The organism is Streptomyces sp. NPDC102441 (genome assembly GCF_044765585.1).
GTDB lineage: Bacteria > Actinomycetota > Actinomycetes > Streptomycetales > Streptomycetaceae > Streptomyces.
In genome coordinates, this window is record NZ_JBIWKH010000007.1 from 317,279 (window position 1) to 333,059 (window position 15,781).

16 protein-coding genes and 1 tRNA gene are annotated in these 15,781 nt (G+C 71.4%); 7 read left to right on the forward strand and 10 right to left on the reverse strand.

Annotation, left to right across the window (positions count from 1 at the left end; all coding sequences use genetic code 11):
- Positions 1 to 51: 51 nt before the first annotated feature.
- Both ACIREO_RS17940 and ACIREO_RS17945 read left to right on the forward strand, forming a co-directional pair.
- The gene (locus ACIREO_RS17940; protein ID WP_404110679.1) at positions 52 to 1,035 is read left to right on the forward strand and encodes an aldo/keto reductase; all 984 of its coding nucleotides are present in this window, start codon (positions 52 to 54) and stop codon (positions 1,033 to 1,035) included.
- Positions 1,032 to 3,263, forward strand: coding sequence for a helix-hairpin-helix domain-containing protein (locus tag ACIREO_RS17945; RefSeq protein WP_404110682.1), 2,232 nt, complete (start codon positions 1,032 to 1,034; stop codon positions 3,261 to 3,263). The genes ACIREO_RS17940 and ACIREO_RS17945 overlap by 4 nt, the downstream gene beginning before the upstream one ends.
- A 58-nt stretch (positions 3,264 to 3,321) precedes the next feature.
- Here the strand turns inward: ACIREO_RS17945 and ACIREO_RS17950 are convergent, their stop codons facing one another.
- Positions 3,322 to 3,990 (reverse strand): hypothetical protein, encoded by a 669-nt coding sequence (locus tag ACIREO_RS17950; protein ID WP_404110685.1) that lies wholly within the window; start codon positions 3,988 to 3,990, stop codon positions 3,322 to 3,324.
- 47 nt (positions 3,991 to 4,037) lie between these two features.
- Between ACIREO_RS17950 and ACIREO_RS17955 the strand changes: the two genes are divergently transcribed.
- Complete coding sequence (locus ACIREO_RS17955) at positions 4,038 to 4,226, forward strand: DUF5703 family protein (RefSeq protein WP_362889366.1); 189 nt, start codon at positions 4,038 to 4,040, stop codon at positions 4,224 to 4,226.
- Positions 4,227 to 4,279: 53 nt separating this feature from the next.
- Here the strand turns inward: ACIREO_RS17955 and ACIREO_RS17960 are convergent, their stop codons facing one another.
- From ACIREO_RS17960 to ACIREO_RS17970, 3 genes are all read right to left on the reverse strand, one after another.
- The gene (locus tag ACIREO_RS17960; RefSeq protein WP_404110689.1) at positions 4,280 to 5,026 is read right to left on the reverse strand and encodes a chaplin; all 747 of its coding nucleotides are present in this window, start codon (positions 5,024 to 5,026) and stop codon (positions 4,280 to 4,282) included.
- Positions 5,027 to 5,163: 137 nt separating this feature from the next.
- Entirely contained in the window at positions 5,164 to 5,397 is a 234-nt protein-coding gene (chpH, locus tag ACIREO_RS17965) for a chaplin ChpH (RefSeq protein ID WP_351283273.1), read from the reverse strand.
- Between the two features lie 146 nt (positions 5,398 to 5,543).
- A complete protein-coding gene (locus ACIREO_RS17970) occupies positions 5,544 to 6,878 on the reverse strand; it encodes a M20/M25/M40 family metallo-hydrolase (RefSeq protein ID WP_404110692.1) in 1,335 nt (444 codons plus the stop codon).
- Between the two features lie 184 nt (positions 6,879 to 7,062).
- Between ACIREO_RS17970 and ACIREO_RS17975 the strand changes: the two genes are divergently transcribed.
- Together ACIREO_RS17975 and ACIREO_RS17980 are read left to right on the forward strand one after the other, a co-directional pair.
- A tRNA-Leu gene (locus ACIREO_RS17975) sits at positions 7,063 to 7,150 on the forward strand.
- A gap of 105 nt (positions 7,151 to 7,255) precedes the next feature.
- Positions 7,256 to 8,194: a pseudouridine synthase gene (locus tag ACIREO_RS17980; protein ID WP_404110694.1), complete on the forward strand. Its 939-nt coding sequence runs from the start codon at positions 7,256 to 7,258 to the stop codon at positions 8,192 to 8,194.
- 30 nt (positions 8,195 to 8,224) lie between these two features.
- Here ACIREO_RS17980 and ACIREO_RS17985 read toward each other — a convergent pair whose 3' ends face one another.
- The 3 genes from ACIREO_RS17985 to ACIREO_RS17995 form a co-directional block, all read right to left on the reverse strand.
- A complete protein-coding gene (locus tag ACIREO_RS17985; RefSeq protein WP_404110697.1) occupies positions 8,225 to 8,854 on the reverse strand; it encodes an MBL fold metallo-hydrolase in 630 nt (209 codons plus the stop codon).
- Complete coding sequence (locus ACIREO_RS17990) at positions 8,854 to 9,939, reverse strand: S-(hydroxymethyl)mycothiol dehydrogenase (RefSeq protein ID WP_404110699.1); 1,086 nt, start codon at positions 9,937 to 9,939, stop codon at positions 8,854 to 8,856. Before ACIREO_RS17990 ends, ACIREO_RS17985 begins: the two co-directional genes overlap by 1 nt.
- 76 nt (positions 9,940 to 10,015) lie before the next feature.
- A complete protein-coding gene (locus tag ACIREO_RS17995) occupies positions 10,016 to 10,717 on the reverse strand; it encodes a FadR/GntR family transcriptional regulator (RefSeq protein ID WP_404110702.1) in 702 nt (233 codons plus the stop codon).
- A gap of 147 nt (positions 10,718 to 10,864) precedes the next feature.
- On the opposite strand from ACIREO_RS17995, the gene ACIREO_RS18000 reads away from it, so the two are divergent.
- A complete protein-coding gene (locus tag ACIREO_RS18000) occupies positions 10,865 to 11,374 on the forward strand; it encodes a gluconokinase (RefSeq protein ID WP_404110704.1) in 510 nt (169 codons plus the stop codon).
- An 11-nt stretch (positions 11,375 to 11,385) separates the two neighbouring features.
- Positions 11,386 to 12,783 (forward strand): GntP family permease, encoded by a 1,398-nt coding sequence (locus ACIREO_RS18005; protein WP_404110707.1) that lies wholly within the window; start codon positions 11,386 to 11,388, stop codon positions 12,781 to 12,783.
- 17 nt (positions 12,784 to 12,800) lie between these two features.
- On the opposite strand, the gene ACIREO_RS18010 is transcribed toward ACIREO_RS18005, so the two are convergent.
- The 3 genes from ACIREO_RS18010 to ACIREO_RS18020 all read right to left on the reverse strand — a co-directional run bounded on the left by ACIREO_RS18010 (position 12,801) and on the right by ACIREO_RS18020 (position 15,776).
- Entirely contained in the window at positions 12,801 to 13,466 is a 666-nt protein-coding gene (locus tag ACIREO_RS18010) for a cytochrome b/b6 domain-containing protein (RefSeq protein ID WP_404110710.1), read from the reverse strand.
- Complete coding sequence (locus ACIREO_RS18015) at positions 13,408 to 14,073, reverse strand: molybdopterin-dependent oxidoreductase (RefSeq protein WP_404111082.1); 666 nt, start codon at positions 14,071 to 14,073, stop codon at positions 13,408 to 13,410. The genes ACIREO_RS18010 and ACIREO_RS18015 overlap by 59 nt, the downstream gene beginning before the upstream one ends.
- Positions 14,074 to 14,210: 137 nt before the next feature.
- Entirely contained in the window at positions 14,211 to 15,776 is a 1,566-nt protein-coding gene (locus tag ACIREO_RS18020; protein ID WP_404110713.1) for an APC family permease, read from the reverse strand.
- Between the last annotated feature and the right edge of the window lie 5 nt (positions 15,777 to 15,781).

Sequence of the window (15,781 nt, forward strand, 5' to 3'; positions counted from 1 at the left end):
TTGTCCACAGGGCTCCACCCCGTGGGGCCTTGGCCAGTAATCTCAGCGCCCATGGAGCAGAGGCATCTCGGCCGTACCGGCCTTCGCGTGTCCAGGATCGGGCTGGGCACCCTCACATGGGGCCGGGACACCGACGAACACGACGCCGCGGACCAGCTCAAGACCTTCTGGGACGCGGGCGGCACCCTCGTCGACACCGCCGATGTCTACGGCGGCGGGGAGGCCGAATACCTGCTGGGGCGCCTTCTGGACAATCTGGTGCCTCGGCAGGACCTGGTCGTCGCGACCAAGGCGGGCAGCGTGCCCGATCCCTACCGCCGCTTCGACGGATCGCGCGGGCATCTGCTCGCCGCGCTCGACGCGTCCCTGCGGCGGCTCGGGACGGACTACGTCGATCTGTGGCAGATCCACGCCTTCGATCCCGTGACACCGCTGGACGAGACGCTGCAGGCGCTGGACCTGGCGGTGTCCTCGGGGCGAGCCCGGTATGCCGGAGTGTCCAACTTCAGCGGCTGGCAGCTGGCCAAGGCGGCCACCTGGCAGCTCGCCGCGCCCGGGCTGCGCACCCGGCTGGCGTGCACGCAGATGGAGTACTCCCTGCTCCAGCGGGGCGTCGAGCGGGAGGTGCTGCCCGCGGCGCTGGACCTCGGGGTGGGGCTGCTGCCGTCGTCCCCGCTGGGCCGGGGCGTGCTGACCGGCAAGTACCGCACGGGCACCCCGTCCGACTCACGGGGGGCCTCCGAGCAGCTGGCCCCGTTCGTCGAGCCGTATCTCGACGAGGCGGCGGGCAGGATCGTGGACGCGGTGGCCACGGCGGCCGACGGCCTCGCCACGACGCCTCTCCAGGTCGCGCTCGCCTGGGTGCGGGACCGGCCGGGGGTGGTGGCTCCCGTCGTCGGCGCGCGCAACGCGCGGCAGCTGACCGAGGCGTTGTCAGTGGAGGCGCTTAGTCTTCCTGACGAGATCTGCCAGGCGCTCGACGATGTGTCGGCGCCCGTGCACCGCTATCCCGACCAGGACTGGAGCACGCTGTGACTGCGCATCCCCGGGGAGAGACCCCGGACCCCGCGGCCGACGACCACGAGGCCGTCGAGGACTCCGTTCCCCAGGCCGCCGACACGCCCGGCACGCCCGACGAGGGCGGCGCGGAGGGGTCGGACGACAGCGCGGAGAGCACGGAGGGCACACAGGACCTGGAGCAGGCTCCCGGGGCACCAGCGGCACCCGCCCTGTCGGAGGCCGAGGCGGAGCTCGCCGCACAGCGCGAGCTGCGCGGGCGGATCGAAGAGCGCAAGGCCGGGAAGGAGGGCCCCATCCCAGCGGGTACGAAGCTGAGCGGCCCGGCCGCCGACCTGCTCGCGGCGGTGCGCGCGGTGGAGAGCGGCGAGAAGCCGGGCACCGCCTTCTTCGACTCGCCCGCGTCGGCTCCCGCGCCCCGCCGGGCGGCCCCCGCCGCCCCGGCGCCCGCCCGCCACTCACCCGCCCCGGAGCAGCCGGCCCCGCGGGCCGCGTCGCCCGAGGCCGCCGCCTCGGTCGCGGAGGTGCTCGCCGAGGGCGGAGCCCCCGAGGGCCTGGCACGCCCGGCCGCCGCGACGCTCGGCGAAGGGGCGGCGGATGCCCTCCGGGAGGACCCCTGGCAGCTGCTGTCCCTGCCCGGCGTGCGGCCCGAGCAGGCCGACGGCTTCGCGCGGGCGCTGCTGGGCACCGGAAGCGGCCCCGACGACGAGCGGCGCACGGCGGCGCTGGTGAGCTGGCTGCTGGAGCGGGCCGCGCTGCGGGGGCACACCGCGATGGACGCCGACGAGGTGCGGACGGCGCTGACCGGGTTCGGGGTGACCGATCCCGGGGAGGCGGTCCAGCAGGCCGTCGCCGAGGGCGTCGTGCTGGTCTTCCAGGACGACGACGCCGATGAGGCCGGCACCACGGAGCCGGAGGGGACGGGAGAGGCTCTGGAGGCGTCCGAGGACGCCACGGAGAGCAGGGAGCCGGTGCGGGTGCTGCTCGGCCTCGACCGGTACGCCCTGGCCGAGGAGAGCCTTGCCGACGGGCTGGCACGGCTGGTCAACTCCTGCGAGAAGAGCGCCGACTGGGCGGATGCCGCTGCCGCCGCCCCGTCCCCGTCCGCGGGCGAGCTGATCCGGGCGGCCGCGACCGCGGGGTTGGTCACCCACAGCGGCGGCGAGACCGCCCGGGCCGAGCCCGCCGCCCTGATCGCCGCCGCGCACGGCCTCGGACTGCGTGCCCTGGGCACCACCCACAGCGCGGACGGGCAGCGCAGGCTGGCGTCCGCGGTCGGTGACCCGGGGTCCGCCGTCATGCTCTCCGCGCTGCTCTCCGGCGAGGAGGGGCCGGGACGGGACGCGGACGGCGCGTTCGCCCTCGACGTGCTGGTGGTGCTGGACGCCCCGCAGATCGATGTGGAGACGGCCGCGATGCTGGTGGAGTCCCTCGCGGACGGGACGCGGCTGATCCTCAGCGGCGACCCGGGAGTGCTCGGATCGGCCGGTGCGGGCCGGGTGTTCGCCGATGTGATCGCGGCGGGCGCCTGCCCTCACGTGGTCTCGCGCACCCCCGACCCCGGACCGATCGGCGAGCTGGTCTCAGGCATCGGCGTCGGCGAGCTCGCCCAGGTCGAGGCGCCCGGCAAGGAAGTGGTGATCGTGCCCGTCCGGGACGCGGGTGAGGCCGTCCACCGCACGGTGCAGCTGGTCGCCGACTCGGTGCCGCGCGCCATCGGCGTACCCTCCTCCGACACCCAGGTGATCACGGTCGGGCACGGCGGCTCGGCGGGCACGACCGCGCTGAACGCGGCGCTCAAGCAGCGGCTCAATCCCGGGCCGGGCCGCTTCGGCGGCTTCGACCCCGGCGACCGCGTGGTCCATGTCCCGGCGCCGGGCAAGGCCCTGCCCGGCTCGGTCGTCTCGGCCGATGCCGAGGGCCTGCACCTGGACTGCGCGGGCACACCCGTCGTCGTACCGCAGGACCGGGTGGAGACCTCCGTACGCCACGGTTGGGCCCTCAGCGCCCACCAGGCGGCCGGGATGCGCTGGCCCGCGGCGGTCGTCGTCCTGCCCGGTGACGCCACGCAGGGACTCAGCCGGCCCTGGGTGTACACGGCCTTCAGCCGTGGGGAGCGGCACCTCTCCGTGGTGCACGGCGTGGACCAGGCCCTGCCGCGCGCGGTGGCCGAGGTCCCCGCCCAGGAGCGGACGACCCGCCTGCGCCCCCTGCTGGAGGCTCTGCCCACCCCGGACGCCTCTTAGAGGGTCCGCCTCTCGTCCGGATCATGCCGGCCCCGTGCGGGGCCGGCATGCGGTGCGATCAGGAGCGGCCCTGGACGACGTCGTCCAGGTCCGCGTCCAGCTCGTCCTCCTCGTCGAAGACCGAGCTGACGTCGAAGCGGCAGACCACCATCGAGGGATCCGCCTCGTCGAAGGGCGCCCCTAGCCACTCCCCCGGCTCGGGCAGCTCGTCCACGGCGGAGACCCAGAGGGTTGAGTCCCCCTCCTCCAGGCCGAACTCCTTGTGCCGGGAAGCGATTTCGTCCGCCTCGTACTCGCCGAAGACCACTCCCAGCGCGGCGTGCACACCGGCACCGGCCGTCGCCCCGGTACCGGCGTCGACGTCCTGTCCGTCCGGATCGAGGTCGGCGAGCCGCTGGGCCTGGGCGAGCAGCCGCGCGGGTTCCGCCACCGCGTAGTCGCGCCTGATCAGCACGCTGACGGCGTGCGGCTCCTCAGGGCCCGCATAGGGCGGGAGGGAGTCCTCCGCGGCAGGGATCTCGAAGGGGGTGACCTCGTCGTAGCGGTCGTAGAGCAGTTCGTCGTAGACCTCGGCCGCAGCGGCCAGTGCGTTGAACGCGTCGTAGACGGCGGGGTCGTCGTCCCCGGTACGGCGTTCGACTGCCTGGAGGTGGCGGTCGAGCGCGGTTTTGACGGCATCGGCGGCGGCGCGTACCTCGGCAGCGGTGGGCTGCGCAGCATCAGACATAGGACAGACGCTATCCGTACCAGGGGTCTGCCCGCACAATAGATGCGATGCCGGAATACGAATTTGTCGACGTGTACGTGCCGCGCGGGGTGTCCCGCAAGGAGGCGGCCCGCCTGCTGACCGACCATGCCGAGTACGGGCACTGGGAGTTGGACCGGCTGACGCTGCGCCGTGACGGCAGCCGCCGGGTGCGGCTGCGCCGCCGCATCATCCGCCAGCTCCGGCCCACCTGGTAGGACGGAGCGGGTCCCGCCGGTGCGGAACCCGCTCGTCGTGTGTCGCGATACCGCTATGCCGCGCTGCGCGAGCGTCGGTACAGGACCGTGCCCGCACCGGCGAGCAGCAGGCCCGCGCTTGCCGGGATGAGCAGGTCGAGCCCGCCCCCGCCGGTGTGCGCGAGCTGCTCGCCCGCCACCAGCTGCGTCTCGGGAGCCGGAGGGGCGTCCGGCGTGGCCGGCTTCTCCGGGGTGTGCGGCGTCTGCGGCACGACGGGAGGCGGGACCGTCCCCGTGTCGTTCTCGCAGTCGTTGCCGAAGACCGGGTTGAGCAGCCCGCCGACGGTGACGCTGTTGCCGCAGACGTTCAGGGGGATCTCCACCGGCGCCTGCACCTGGTTGCCGGAGAGGATCCCGGGGGAACCCTTCGTCTCCGCCCGGGCCGAGGTACCGGAGGCGCGGTGCCTGCCGGTCCCCGCCCCGCTGTCGCTCACCTCTTCGTGTCCGGACGCCTGGCTCCCGGATCCGTGACCGGATGAGGAACCGCCGTCCGAGGTGTACGCGTGACCGGAATCCGAAGATCCGTTTCCGCAGTCGTTTCCGCTCGTGGGGTTGAGCAGACCGCCGGCGTCCACGGAGTTTCCGCAGACGTTGACGGGTACATCGATCGGGACCTGGATCGAGTTCCCCGAGAGCACTCCCGGTGAACTCGACGCGGCGCCGGCCGCACCCGCGTCGGCGTGGGCGTAACCGCCGCCGAGCGCGAGCACTCCGCCCGCCGCTGCCATGGTGATCAGGCCTTTACGTGTGACCTGTCGCATAGGTTGTCTTCCTGACTTCTGCCTACCGAATGCCCCGGACACAGCCGTGCGGGGGCCGAATGCCCAGCGGCCCCGGGGCGCATGGCGCGCACCCCGAGGCCGACCGGACTCAAACCCTTACGGGTTGACGCGCATCGTCACGCGTTGACGCAGGTGTTGCCGAAGGCGGGGTTCAGCAGCCCGATCACGTTGATCGTGTTGCCGCACACGTTCACCGGAACGTGGACCGGGACCTGAACGACGTTGCCCGAGAGCACGCCGGGGCTGCCGATGGCGGCACCCTGGGCTCCGGCGTCGGCGGAAGCCATACCCGCACCCGCGAGCACGAGACCACCGGTAGCAGCCGCGATTGCGACGACCTTCTTGATCATTATTCCTCCTGATTGACAAGTGCGGTCCCAGCCGCGGACCGCATCACTTGTAACGAGGAGGGGGTGAGGGGGCTACGAGCACACGACCCCTTTCACCCTTTCCGGTGAGATACGCACAGGCAGGCGAATTCGGTCGTCCGACGGGCTCAGGAGTGGTCGATGAACCGGTCGAGCACCCTGGCGCCGAACTTCAGGCCGTCCACCGGCACCCGCTCGTCCACTCCATGGAACATGCCCGCGAAGTCCAGCTCCGGCGGCAGCTTCAGCGGGGCGAAGCCGAAGCAGCGGATGCCGAGGTCGTCGAAGGACTTCGCGTCGGTGCCGCCGGACAGCATGTAGGGCACGGCACGGGCGATCGGGTCCTCGGCCTTGAGCGCGAGCTGGATCGCGTCCACCAGGGATCCGTCGAAGCTCGTCTCCAGCGCCTTGTCGCCGTGCACGTCCTCACGCCTGACCCGCGGGCCGAGGATCCGGTCGAGATCGGCCAGGAACTCCTCCTCGTGACCGGGCAGAAAGCGTCCGTCCACGTGCGCGGTGGCCTGTCCGGGGATCACGTTCACCTTGTAGCCGGCGCCGAGCATGGTGGGTGCGGCGGAGTTCCGCAGGGTGGCGCCCACCATCTTGGCGATCCCGCCGAGCTTGGCGAGCGTCGCCTCCATGTCCTCCGGGTCGAGCGGGGTACCCAGAGCGTCGGACAGCTCGTCGAGGAAGGACCGCACGGTCTTGGTCACCCGGACCGGCCACTTGTGCCGGCCCAGCCGGCCGACGGCCTCGCAGAGCTCGGTGATGGCGTTGTCGTTGTTGGTCATCGAGCCGTGCCCGGCGGTGCCGTCCACGGTGAGCCGCATCCAGTGCATGCCCTTCTGCGCGGTCTCCACCAGATAGAGACGCAGGTTCTCGTTGACGGTGAAGGAGAAGCCGCCGACCTCACCGATCGCCTCGGTGACGCCGTCGAAGAACTCCCGGTGGTTGTCGACGAGGTGGCGTGCCCCGTAGGTGCCGCCCGCCTCCTCGTCGGCGAGGAAGGCCAGCACGATGTCGCGCGGGGGCTTGCGGCCGCTGCGCATGCGGTCGCGTACGACCGCGAGGGTCATCGCGTCCATGTCCTTCATGTCGACCGCGCCGCGTCCCCAGACGCAGCCGTCCGCGATCTCGCCGGAGAACGGGTCGTGCGTCCAGTCCGCCGCGTTGGCCGGGACGACGTCGGTGTGCCCGTGGATCAGCAGCGCCGGCCTGGAGGGGTCCTCGCCCTCGATCCGGGCCACGGTGGAGGCGCGGCCCTTGTGTGACTCGATGATCTTCGGCTCGAGCCCGACCTCGGCGAGCTTCTCGGCGACGTACTCGGCGGCGGCCCGTTCTCCGGGGCCGGAGTGGTCGCCGTAATTGCTGGTGTCGATCCGGATCAGGTCACGACAGAGGTCCACGACCTCATTCTCGGCGGTCTCGCCGATGCCGGCCCGGGCCGTGTTGGTCTCGCTCACGCTGCTTCCTTCCACTGTCGCGGTGGTGCTCCCCCTCATCCTCGCGCGCCGGGCCCCGCGCACCCAAGACCGTGCGCCCCTCGTCATGCGCCTTTCACATGACCGGGGCGTGATCGAGCACCCTCGAATGTTTGCTATGGTTTTCCACGTCGGAACGGGCCAGGGCCCGCGAGACAGACACCTTGTCCGGGTGGCGGAATGGCAGACGCGCTAGCTTGAGGTGCTAGTGCCCTTTATCGGGCGTGGGGGTTCAAGTCCCCCCTCGGACACCAGCAGAGAACCCCCAGGTCACCCTGGGGGTTCTCGCTTTTCCCGGCTACTCTTTGATGCGCAGGAAGGTCACGGAGTACGCCCCTCCGGAGACAAGGACCGACGCGATGAGAGGACGGGCGAAGCCTCCCGCCGCCCCGCTCCCCCAGCGTGCGGGCGTGGGTCCGGTGCGGGTGCGGCTCCCGGCGGATCCGGCGGGAGCCTGGCCGACCGTCCGGGACCATCTGCTGGACCGGTTCGCGGGGGCGATCGGCGCCGGGCGGGTGGATTCCATGCTCGCCGAGGGCAGGTTCGTCGGGGCGGACGGCGGTGCGGTGCGGGCGGACGAGCCTTGCACCGCCGGGCGGTATCTCTGGTTCCACCGGGACTTCGCACCCGAGGAGCCGGTGCCCTTCCCCGTCGGTGTCGTGTACCGCGACGACCACGTGGTGATCGCGGACAAGCCGCACTTCCTGGCCACCACCCCACGCGGCCGGCATGTCACCGAGACGCTGGTCGCCCGGCTGCGCGACGGACTGGGGCTGCCGGAGCTGCAGCCCGCGCACCGGCTGGACCGGCTGACGGCGGGCCTGGTGCTCTGTGTCGTACGGGCCGGGGACCGGGGCGCGTACCAGACGCTGTTCCGGGACCGGCTGGTGCGCAAGGAGTACGAGGCGGTGGCTCCGTACGATCCGGAGCTCACGCTCCCCCGCACCGTGCGGAGCCGGATCGTGAAGGAGCGCGGGGTCATCGCCGCGCGCGAGGAGCCGGGGGCCGCGAACAGCGAGAGCCGGATCGAACTGCTGGAGCACCGGGGCGCCCTGGGCCGTTACCGGCTGCTGCCCGCGACCGGCCGCACCCATCAGCTTCGGGTCCATATGAACGCGCTGGACCTGCCGTTGGTGAACGATCCCGTCTATCCGGTGGTGGAGCCCGAGCCGGAGCCCGTGGACTACGGGCATCCGCTGCAACTGCTCGCGAGGACCCTGGAGTTCACCGACCCGGTCACGGGTGAGCCGCACCGCTTCGAGAGCGGGCTACGGCTCTCCGCGTGGCCGGACCGGTGAGACCCGCCTGTTCCGGACGGGAGGCCCAGGTCAGTGGCCGCGTGCGATCCAGTCCTCCAGCTGCGGGGCCTCCGCGCCGATGGTGGTGGAGCCCCCGTGTCCGGTGCGGACGGCGGTCTCCGGCGGCAGGGCGAGCAGCCGGTCCCTGATCGAGTCGATGATCGTGGGGAAGTGGGAGAAGGACCGGCCGGTGGCTCCGGGTCCGCCCTGGAAGAGGGTGTCGCCGGTGAAGACCGTGGCCAGCTCCGGGGCGTGGAGGCAGACCGCGCCGGGCGCGTGGCCCGGGGTGTGCATGACCGTCAGGCGCGTTCCGGCGATCTCCAGCTCCTGGCCGTCGGCCAGTTCGGCGTCGGGGGTGCGGTGGGGGTGGGTCTGCTTCCACAGCTCGAGGTCGTCGGGGTGCAGCAGGATCGGCGCCCCGGTCGCGTCGGCGAGGGCGGGGGCGGCGTCGATGTGGTCGTTGTGCGCGTGGGTGCAGATGATCGCGCGCAGCGTACGTCCGCCGAGCGCGGCCTCGATCGCGGCGGCGTCGTGGGCGGCGTCGATGACGACGGCGTCGGTGTCGTCGCCGAGGATCCAGACGTTGTTGTCGACGTCCCACTCACCGCCGTCGAGGGCGAAGGTGCCGGAGGTGACCAGGTGGTCGATGCGGGCGGCCATCAGAGGACCACCACCGAGCGCAGGACGTCACCGTCGTGCATCCGGGCGAAGGCCTGCTCGATCTCACCGAGCTGGATGGTCTCGGTGACGAACGCGCCCAGGTCGAGGCGTCCCTGCTGGTGCAGGTCGATGAGCATCGGGAAGTCACGCGAGGGCAGACAGTCGCCGTACCAGGAGGACTTGAGCGAACCGCCGCGTCCGAAGACGTCGAGGAGCGGGAGTTCGAGCTGCATCTCGGGCGTGGGCACACCGACGAGGACGACGGTGCCGGCGAGGTCACGGGCGTAGAAGGCCTGCTTGTACGTCTCCGGGCGGCCCACCGCCTCGATCACCACGTCGGCACCGTTGCCGCCGGTGAGTGCGCGGATGGCCTCGACGGGGTCGCCGGAGCGGGAGTTGACGGTGTGGGTGGCGCCCATCTTCTTCGCCGTCTCCAGCTTGCGGTCGTCGATGTCGACCGCGATGATCCTCGCCGCTCCCGCGAGCCGGGCTCCGGCGATCGCCGCGTCGCCGACGCCGCCGCAGCCGATGACGGCGACGGAGTCGCCGCGGCCGACCTGGCCGGTGTTGATGGCGGCGCCGATGCCCGCCATGACTCCGCAGCCGAGCAGTCCGGCGACGGCCGGGGAGACCTCGGGGTCGACCTTGGTGCACTGGCCGGCGGCCACGAGGGTCTTCTCCGCGAACGCGCCGATCCCGAGTGCCGGGGAGAGCTCGGTGCCGTCCAGGAGGGTCATCTTCTGCTTCGCGTTGTGGGTGTCGAAGCAGTACCAGGGGCGGCCGCGCAGACAGGCGCGGCACTGGCCGCACACCGCACGCCAGTTGAGGACGACGAAGTCGCCCGGCGCGACGTCGGTGACACCGTCGCCGACGGATTCCACGACGCCCGCGGCCTCGTGGCCGAGCAGGAAGGGGAAGTCGTCGTTGATGCCGCCCTGCTTGTAGTGCAGGTCCGTGTGGCAGACCCCGCACGCCTGGATCCTGACCACGGCCTCGCCGGGGCCGGGGTCCGGCACCAGGATCGTCTCGACGCGAACGGGCTCGTTCTTCCCCGGTGCGATGACCCCTTGTACCTGCTGCGCCATGCGGTGGTCTCCCATCCCGACTGCCCCGTGATTTCCGAAGATCGAACCAGCCCACCGTACCCGGGCGGGGGGCGGCTCACGGTGCGAGTACGTCCAGTTCGTGCAGCGCGCCGACCGCGATCTCCTTGGTCAGCCGTTCGGCCTCCTCCGCGTCACCCTCGCGTACGGCTTCGGCGAGCCGGACGTGGAGCGTGACGGCGGCGGGGTCCGGGTCCTCGAACATGACCTGGTGGTGCGTACGGCCGGCCAGGACCTCGGCGACGACGTCGCCGAGCCGGGCGAACATCTCGTTGCCGGAGGCGTTGAGCACGATCCGGTGGAAGGCGGTGTCGTGCCGGAGGTAGCCCTCCAGCTGCTGGCCGCGTGAGGTCGCGACCATGCCGAGGGCGCACTCCGTGAGCGCCGCGCACTGCTCGGCGGTGGCGTTACGGGCCGCCAGGCCGGCGGCGACGGGTTCGACGGCGGACCGGAGCACGGTGAGGGAGCGCAGCTGCCGTGGCCGGTCGGAGCCGGCGAGCCGCCAGCGGATGACCTGGGGGTCGTAGACGTTCCACTCCTCGGTGGGCCGCACGGTCACCCCGACCCGGCGCCTGGACTCGACCAGGTGCATGGATTCCAGGACCCTGACCACTTCGCGCACGACGGTGCGTGACACGTCGAAGCGCTGGGCGAGCTCGTCGGTGCGCAGGACCAGACCGGGCGGACAGTCCCCAGCGGCGATCTCCAGACCCAGGGCGTCCAGCACATGCGTATGGAGGCCCTGGGCAGGTGTGGTCATACCCACAAGCCTACGGGGCGGCATGCGGGAACAAAAAGTACGACGTTTATGTCACAGCCACTTGAATAAGTCGTATGTAATGGGTTTCAGTAGCGCGACGGACCGACGTCGACGGACCGAATGTCGATGAAGACAGCGAGGCATCCAATGAGCACCCCCCATGTCGTCGTGGTGATGGGCGTAGCAGGCACCGGAAAGACCACGATCGGTCCTCTGCTCGCCGACGCACTCGGCGTCCCCTATGCCGAGGGCGACGACTTCCACCCGCAGGCCAACATCGACAAGATGTCCGCCGGAACTCCGCTGGACGACGACGACCGCCGGCCGTGGCTGGACGCGATCGGGCAGTGGGCGCACCGCCGGGCGGGGCTCGGCGGTGTCGTCAGCAGCTCGGCGCTCAAGCGCGCCTACCGCGACCGGCTGCGGGCCGAGGCTCCGGGCGCCGTCTTCCTGCATCTGTCCGGCAGCCGCGCCCTCATCGAACGCCGCATGGCGGACCGCAAGGGCCACTTCATGCCGACCGCGCTGCTCGACTCCCAGTTCGCCACCCTGCAGCCGCTGCAGGAGGACGAGGCGGGCGTCGCCGTGGACGTGTCCGGCACCCCTGAGGAAATCACCGACCGAGCCGTCGCCGCACTTCGCCGGCTCGCGAACTAAGGATCACCACCGTGACCAGTCTCAGCGTCGAGATGCTGGCAGCGGACGCCGTCGAACCGATCACTTCGGCCGGCAACGCGCAGCTGGGCATCGCAGTTCTGGCGGGTATCGCCGTCATCGTCCTGCTCATCACCAAGTTCAAGATGCACGCGTTCCTCGCGTTGACCATCGGTTCGCTGGCGCTCGGTTCCTTCGCCGGGGCCAACCCGGCGAAGACCATCGCCAGCTTCACCGCGGGCCTCGGCTCGACCGTCGCGGGTGTCGGTGTCCTCATCGCCCTGGGCGCCATCCTGGGCAAGCTGCTCGCCGACTCCGGCGGCGCCGACCAGATCGTCGACACGATCCTCGCCAGGGCGAGCGGGCGTGCGATGCCGTGGGCGATGGTTCTGATCGCCTCGATCATCGGGCTTCCGCTGTTCTTCGAGGTCGGAATCGTGCTGATGATTCCGGTAGTGCTGCTGGTCGCCAAGCGCGGCAACTACTCGCTGATGCGGATCGGGATCCCCGCGCTCGCCGGTCTCTCCGTGATGCACGGGCTGATCCCCCCGCACCCCGGCCCGCTGGTCGCGATCGACGCGCTGGGTGCCAACCTGGGTGTCACGCTGGCCCTCGGTGTGCTGGTGGCCATCCCGACCGTGATCATCGCGGGTCCGGTCTTCTCCCGCTACGCCGCCCGCTGGGTGGACATCGAGGCGCCGGAGAAGATGGTCCCGCAGCGCCCGTCCGAGGACCTGGACCGGCGCCCCAGCTTCGGCGCGACCCTGGCGACGATCCTGCTGCCCGTCGTGCTGATGCTGATCAAGGCACTGGTCGACATCGTGGTGGACGACCCGGAGAGCGGCATCCAGCGGGTCACGGACGTGATCGGTTCGCCGCTGATCGCGCTGCTCGCCGCCGTGATCGTCGGCATGTTCACCCTGGGCCGCGCGGCCGGCTTCACCAAGGGCCGCCTCTCCAGCACCGTCGAGAAGTCGCTCGCCCCGATCGCGGGCATCCTCCTGATCGTGGGTGCCGGTGGCGGGTTCAAGCAGACCCTGATCGACGCCGGTGTGGGCCAGATGATCCTCGAGTTCTCCGAGAACTGGTCGATCCCCGCCCTGCTGCTCGGCTGGCTGATCGCCGTCGCGATCCGGCTGGCGACGGGCTCGGCAACGGTGGCCACCATCTCCGCGGCCGGTCTGGTCGCCCCGCTCGCCGCCGACCTGTCGACGTCGCACGTGGCGCTGCTCGTCCTCGCCGTCGGTGCGGGTTCGCTCTTCTTCAGCCACGTCAACGACGCGGGGTTCTGGCTGGTGAAGGAGTACTTCGGGATGGACGTCCCGCAGACGATCAAGACCTGGTCGGTGATGGAGACGATCATCTCCGTCGTCTCGCTGGGCTTCATCCTGCTGCTGTCGCTGGTGTTGTAGCCGGCGTCGGAGGGGGCCTACTCCTCCGGATCCCGCCACAGCGGGTGCTCGGAACGGGCCCATCGGCGCTCGACCGACCCGGTGCGCATGCCACGGCGTGCCTCCGGGTCGGCGAGCGCCTTCGCCATGTGTCCGGCGAGGACGACGCCGATCGTGAGCGCCAGCCAGTCGTGGACGAAGGTGGCGCCCGTGCGCCACACCAGCGGGGCGAGGCCGGTGAACCACATCAGCAGCCCGGTGCCGAGCATCACGAGCACACCGCCCGCGATCCAGGCGGCGTAGAGCTTCTGGCCCGCGTTGAACTTCCCGGCCGGCCGGGAGCCCGGTGTGCGGTCGCGGCGCAGCGCGGCCCGCAGCCACTGCCGGTCGTGCGGCCCGAACCGGTTGAGCCGGGAGAGGTCGGCGCGCAGGGCGCGGGAGACCAGTCCGGCCAGCAGCGGTACGGGGATGAGCAGCCCGGACCATTCGTGCACGGTGACCACGAGGTGCCGGCGGCCGACGAGCTCCGCGAGCTGGGGAACGTACAGACACGCCGCCGTGGCGACGCAGAGCAGTGTCAGCCAGGCCGTGGTGCGGTGCACCCAGCGCTCCGCCCTGGTGAAGCGCCGGACCCTCGGGCCCTGTTCAGGCAGTAGGGGCGTCGTCCCGTCCGTTGGAACGGCCCACCCAGGCGTCGACGTCATAACCGAGCTCCTCCCAGTATCCGGGGCGCACGGAGTCGGTGACGGTGATCCCGGAGAGCCATTTCGCCGACTTGTAGAAGTACATCGGGGCCACGTAGAGCCGGACCGGGCCGCCGTGGGAGTGGGACACCGGCTTGTCCTGCATGCGCAGGGCGACCATGACGTCAGGGCGGCGGGCCTGTTCCAGCGTGAGGCTCTCGCTGTAGGCGCCGTCGAAACAGGTGAAGCGGATCGCCTTCGCACCGGGCCGTACCCCTGCCTCGTCCAGCAGCGCCGACAGCCTGACCCCCTCGAACGGGGTCTCGGGCACCCGCCAGCCGGTGACGCACTGGACGTCGCGCACCGTACGGGTCTGCGGCAGCGCCTTCAGGGAGTCGAGCGTGTACGTCGCCGGGCGGTCGACCATGCCGTCGACGGTGAGGCGGTAGTCGGCGGCGGTCTTCTCGGGCACGGACGTGGTGACCGAGTAGTAGCGGAAGCCGCCGCCGTTGGGCAGCAGGCCGGTGAGACCGGTGGGGTCCTTGTCGGCGACGGCGCCCAGTCCGTTCTCCAGCGTGCGCTGGAGGACGGGGGCGGCCACCACGCCGGCGGCGCCGAGTCCGAGCATGGCCAGGACCAGACGGCGGCCGACGGGCGCGCCGCCGGTGTCGGGAGGGGGACTGTTCACCCGCTCATTCGAACATCCGCGGCCGCCTGTCACCAGGGGCCGCGGGTGTGCGTCACTCTTCCGTAAGAAGCGCGGGATCAGCGCGGGTCCGTGCCCTCCGCCGCCTTCTCCAGCTGGAACGCCTCGTTGCCGAGGCCGATCCTGGCGTGGACGTCGGGCCTGGTGCGGCGCAGCACCGCCCCGTAGACCAGGCCTCCGGCGAGGGCCAGGACGATGACGCCGGGGAGCAGCCAGTTCAGCGCCGAGCCGGGGCCCGAGCCGACCAGGACGTCGAAGTCCCGGACGGTGAAGACGGCGATGGCCAGCAGGGCGAGGCCCGCGAGCCCGGAGGCGACGAGCCGGGGCGCCTGTGCCCGGCCGGCGCCGCGCCGTACGAAGAACGCGATGACGGCGAAGGAGGCCGCGGCCATCAGCACGATGACGCCGAGGGCTCCGACGTTGCCCATCCAGGTGAACAGGTGCAGGACGGGCGCGGTGGGGTCGCCGACCGGGTTGTCGTCGGTCACGGCGAAGGCGAGCACGATCACGACGGAGAGCGCGGACTGGAGCATGGAGCCGGTGGCGGGGGCTCCGCTCGCCTTGTTGGTACGGCCGAAGCGTGCCGGCAGCAGTCCCTCACGGCCCATGGCGAAGGCGTAGCGGGCGACCACGTTGTGGAAGCTGAGCAGCGCGGCGAACATGCCGGTGACGAACAGGACGTGCAGGACATCGGTGAACGTGGCGCCGAGCCGCTCCTCGGTGAGGCCGAAGAGCATCCCGGGGCCCTCCTTGAGGGAGGTGTCCGCGATGGACGAGGGGCCGGCGGCGACGGTCAGGGCCCAGGAGCTGACGGCGAGGAACAGGGCGGCGTAGCCCACGGCCAGGAACATCACGCGGGACACGACGATCTGCGGGCGGCTGGTCTCCTCGGCGTACACCGGGGCCTGCTCGAAGCCGACGAACGCGGCGATGCAGAAGCAGAGGGCGGTGCCCAGGCCGGCTCCGGTGAGCGTCTCCGGGTTGAACGCGTGCAGGGACAGGCCCTCGGGTCCCGGCTTGCCGACGGCGGCGATGTCGAAGATCACGACGAGGGCGCACTCGATGACGAGCAGCACCCCGAGCACCTTGGCGTTGAGGTCGATCTTCAGCCAGCCCAGTACGCCGACGACGGCCACGGCGACCAGGGCGGGGATCCACCACTGGAGGTCGATGTCGAGGTAGGTGGCGAAGAGGCCGGAGACCTCGAAGCCGAGGATGCCGTAGATACCGACCTGCATGGCGCTGTAGGCGACGAGCGCGACGAGCGACGCGCCCGCCCCGGCCGTGGGGCCGAGGCCCCGGGCGATGTAGGCGTAGAAGGCGCCGGCGTTGTGGACGTGCCGGCTCATCTCCGCGTAGCCGACGCCGAACAGCATCAGGACGATGCCGAGGATGACGTAGAGCAGGGGCTGTCCGACGATGCCCATCACCCCGAAGACGGTGGGCATCACCCCCGCGACGACCATCAGGGGGGCGCTGGCGGCGAGGACGGACAGGAGCAGCCCGGGGGTACCGAGCCGGTCGGCGCGCAGTGCGCGTTCCTCACCCTTGTAGGTGTTGATCCCGCCGGTGCCGGACGTCCCGGTGGTGCCGGTCTCGCTCGTATCTGTTCTGCCCGTCGACATGGCGG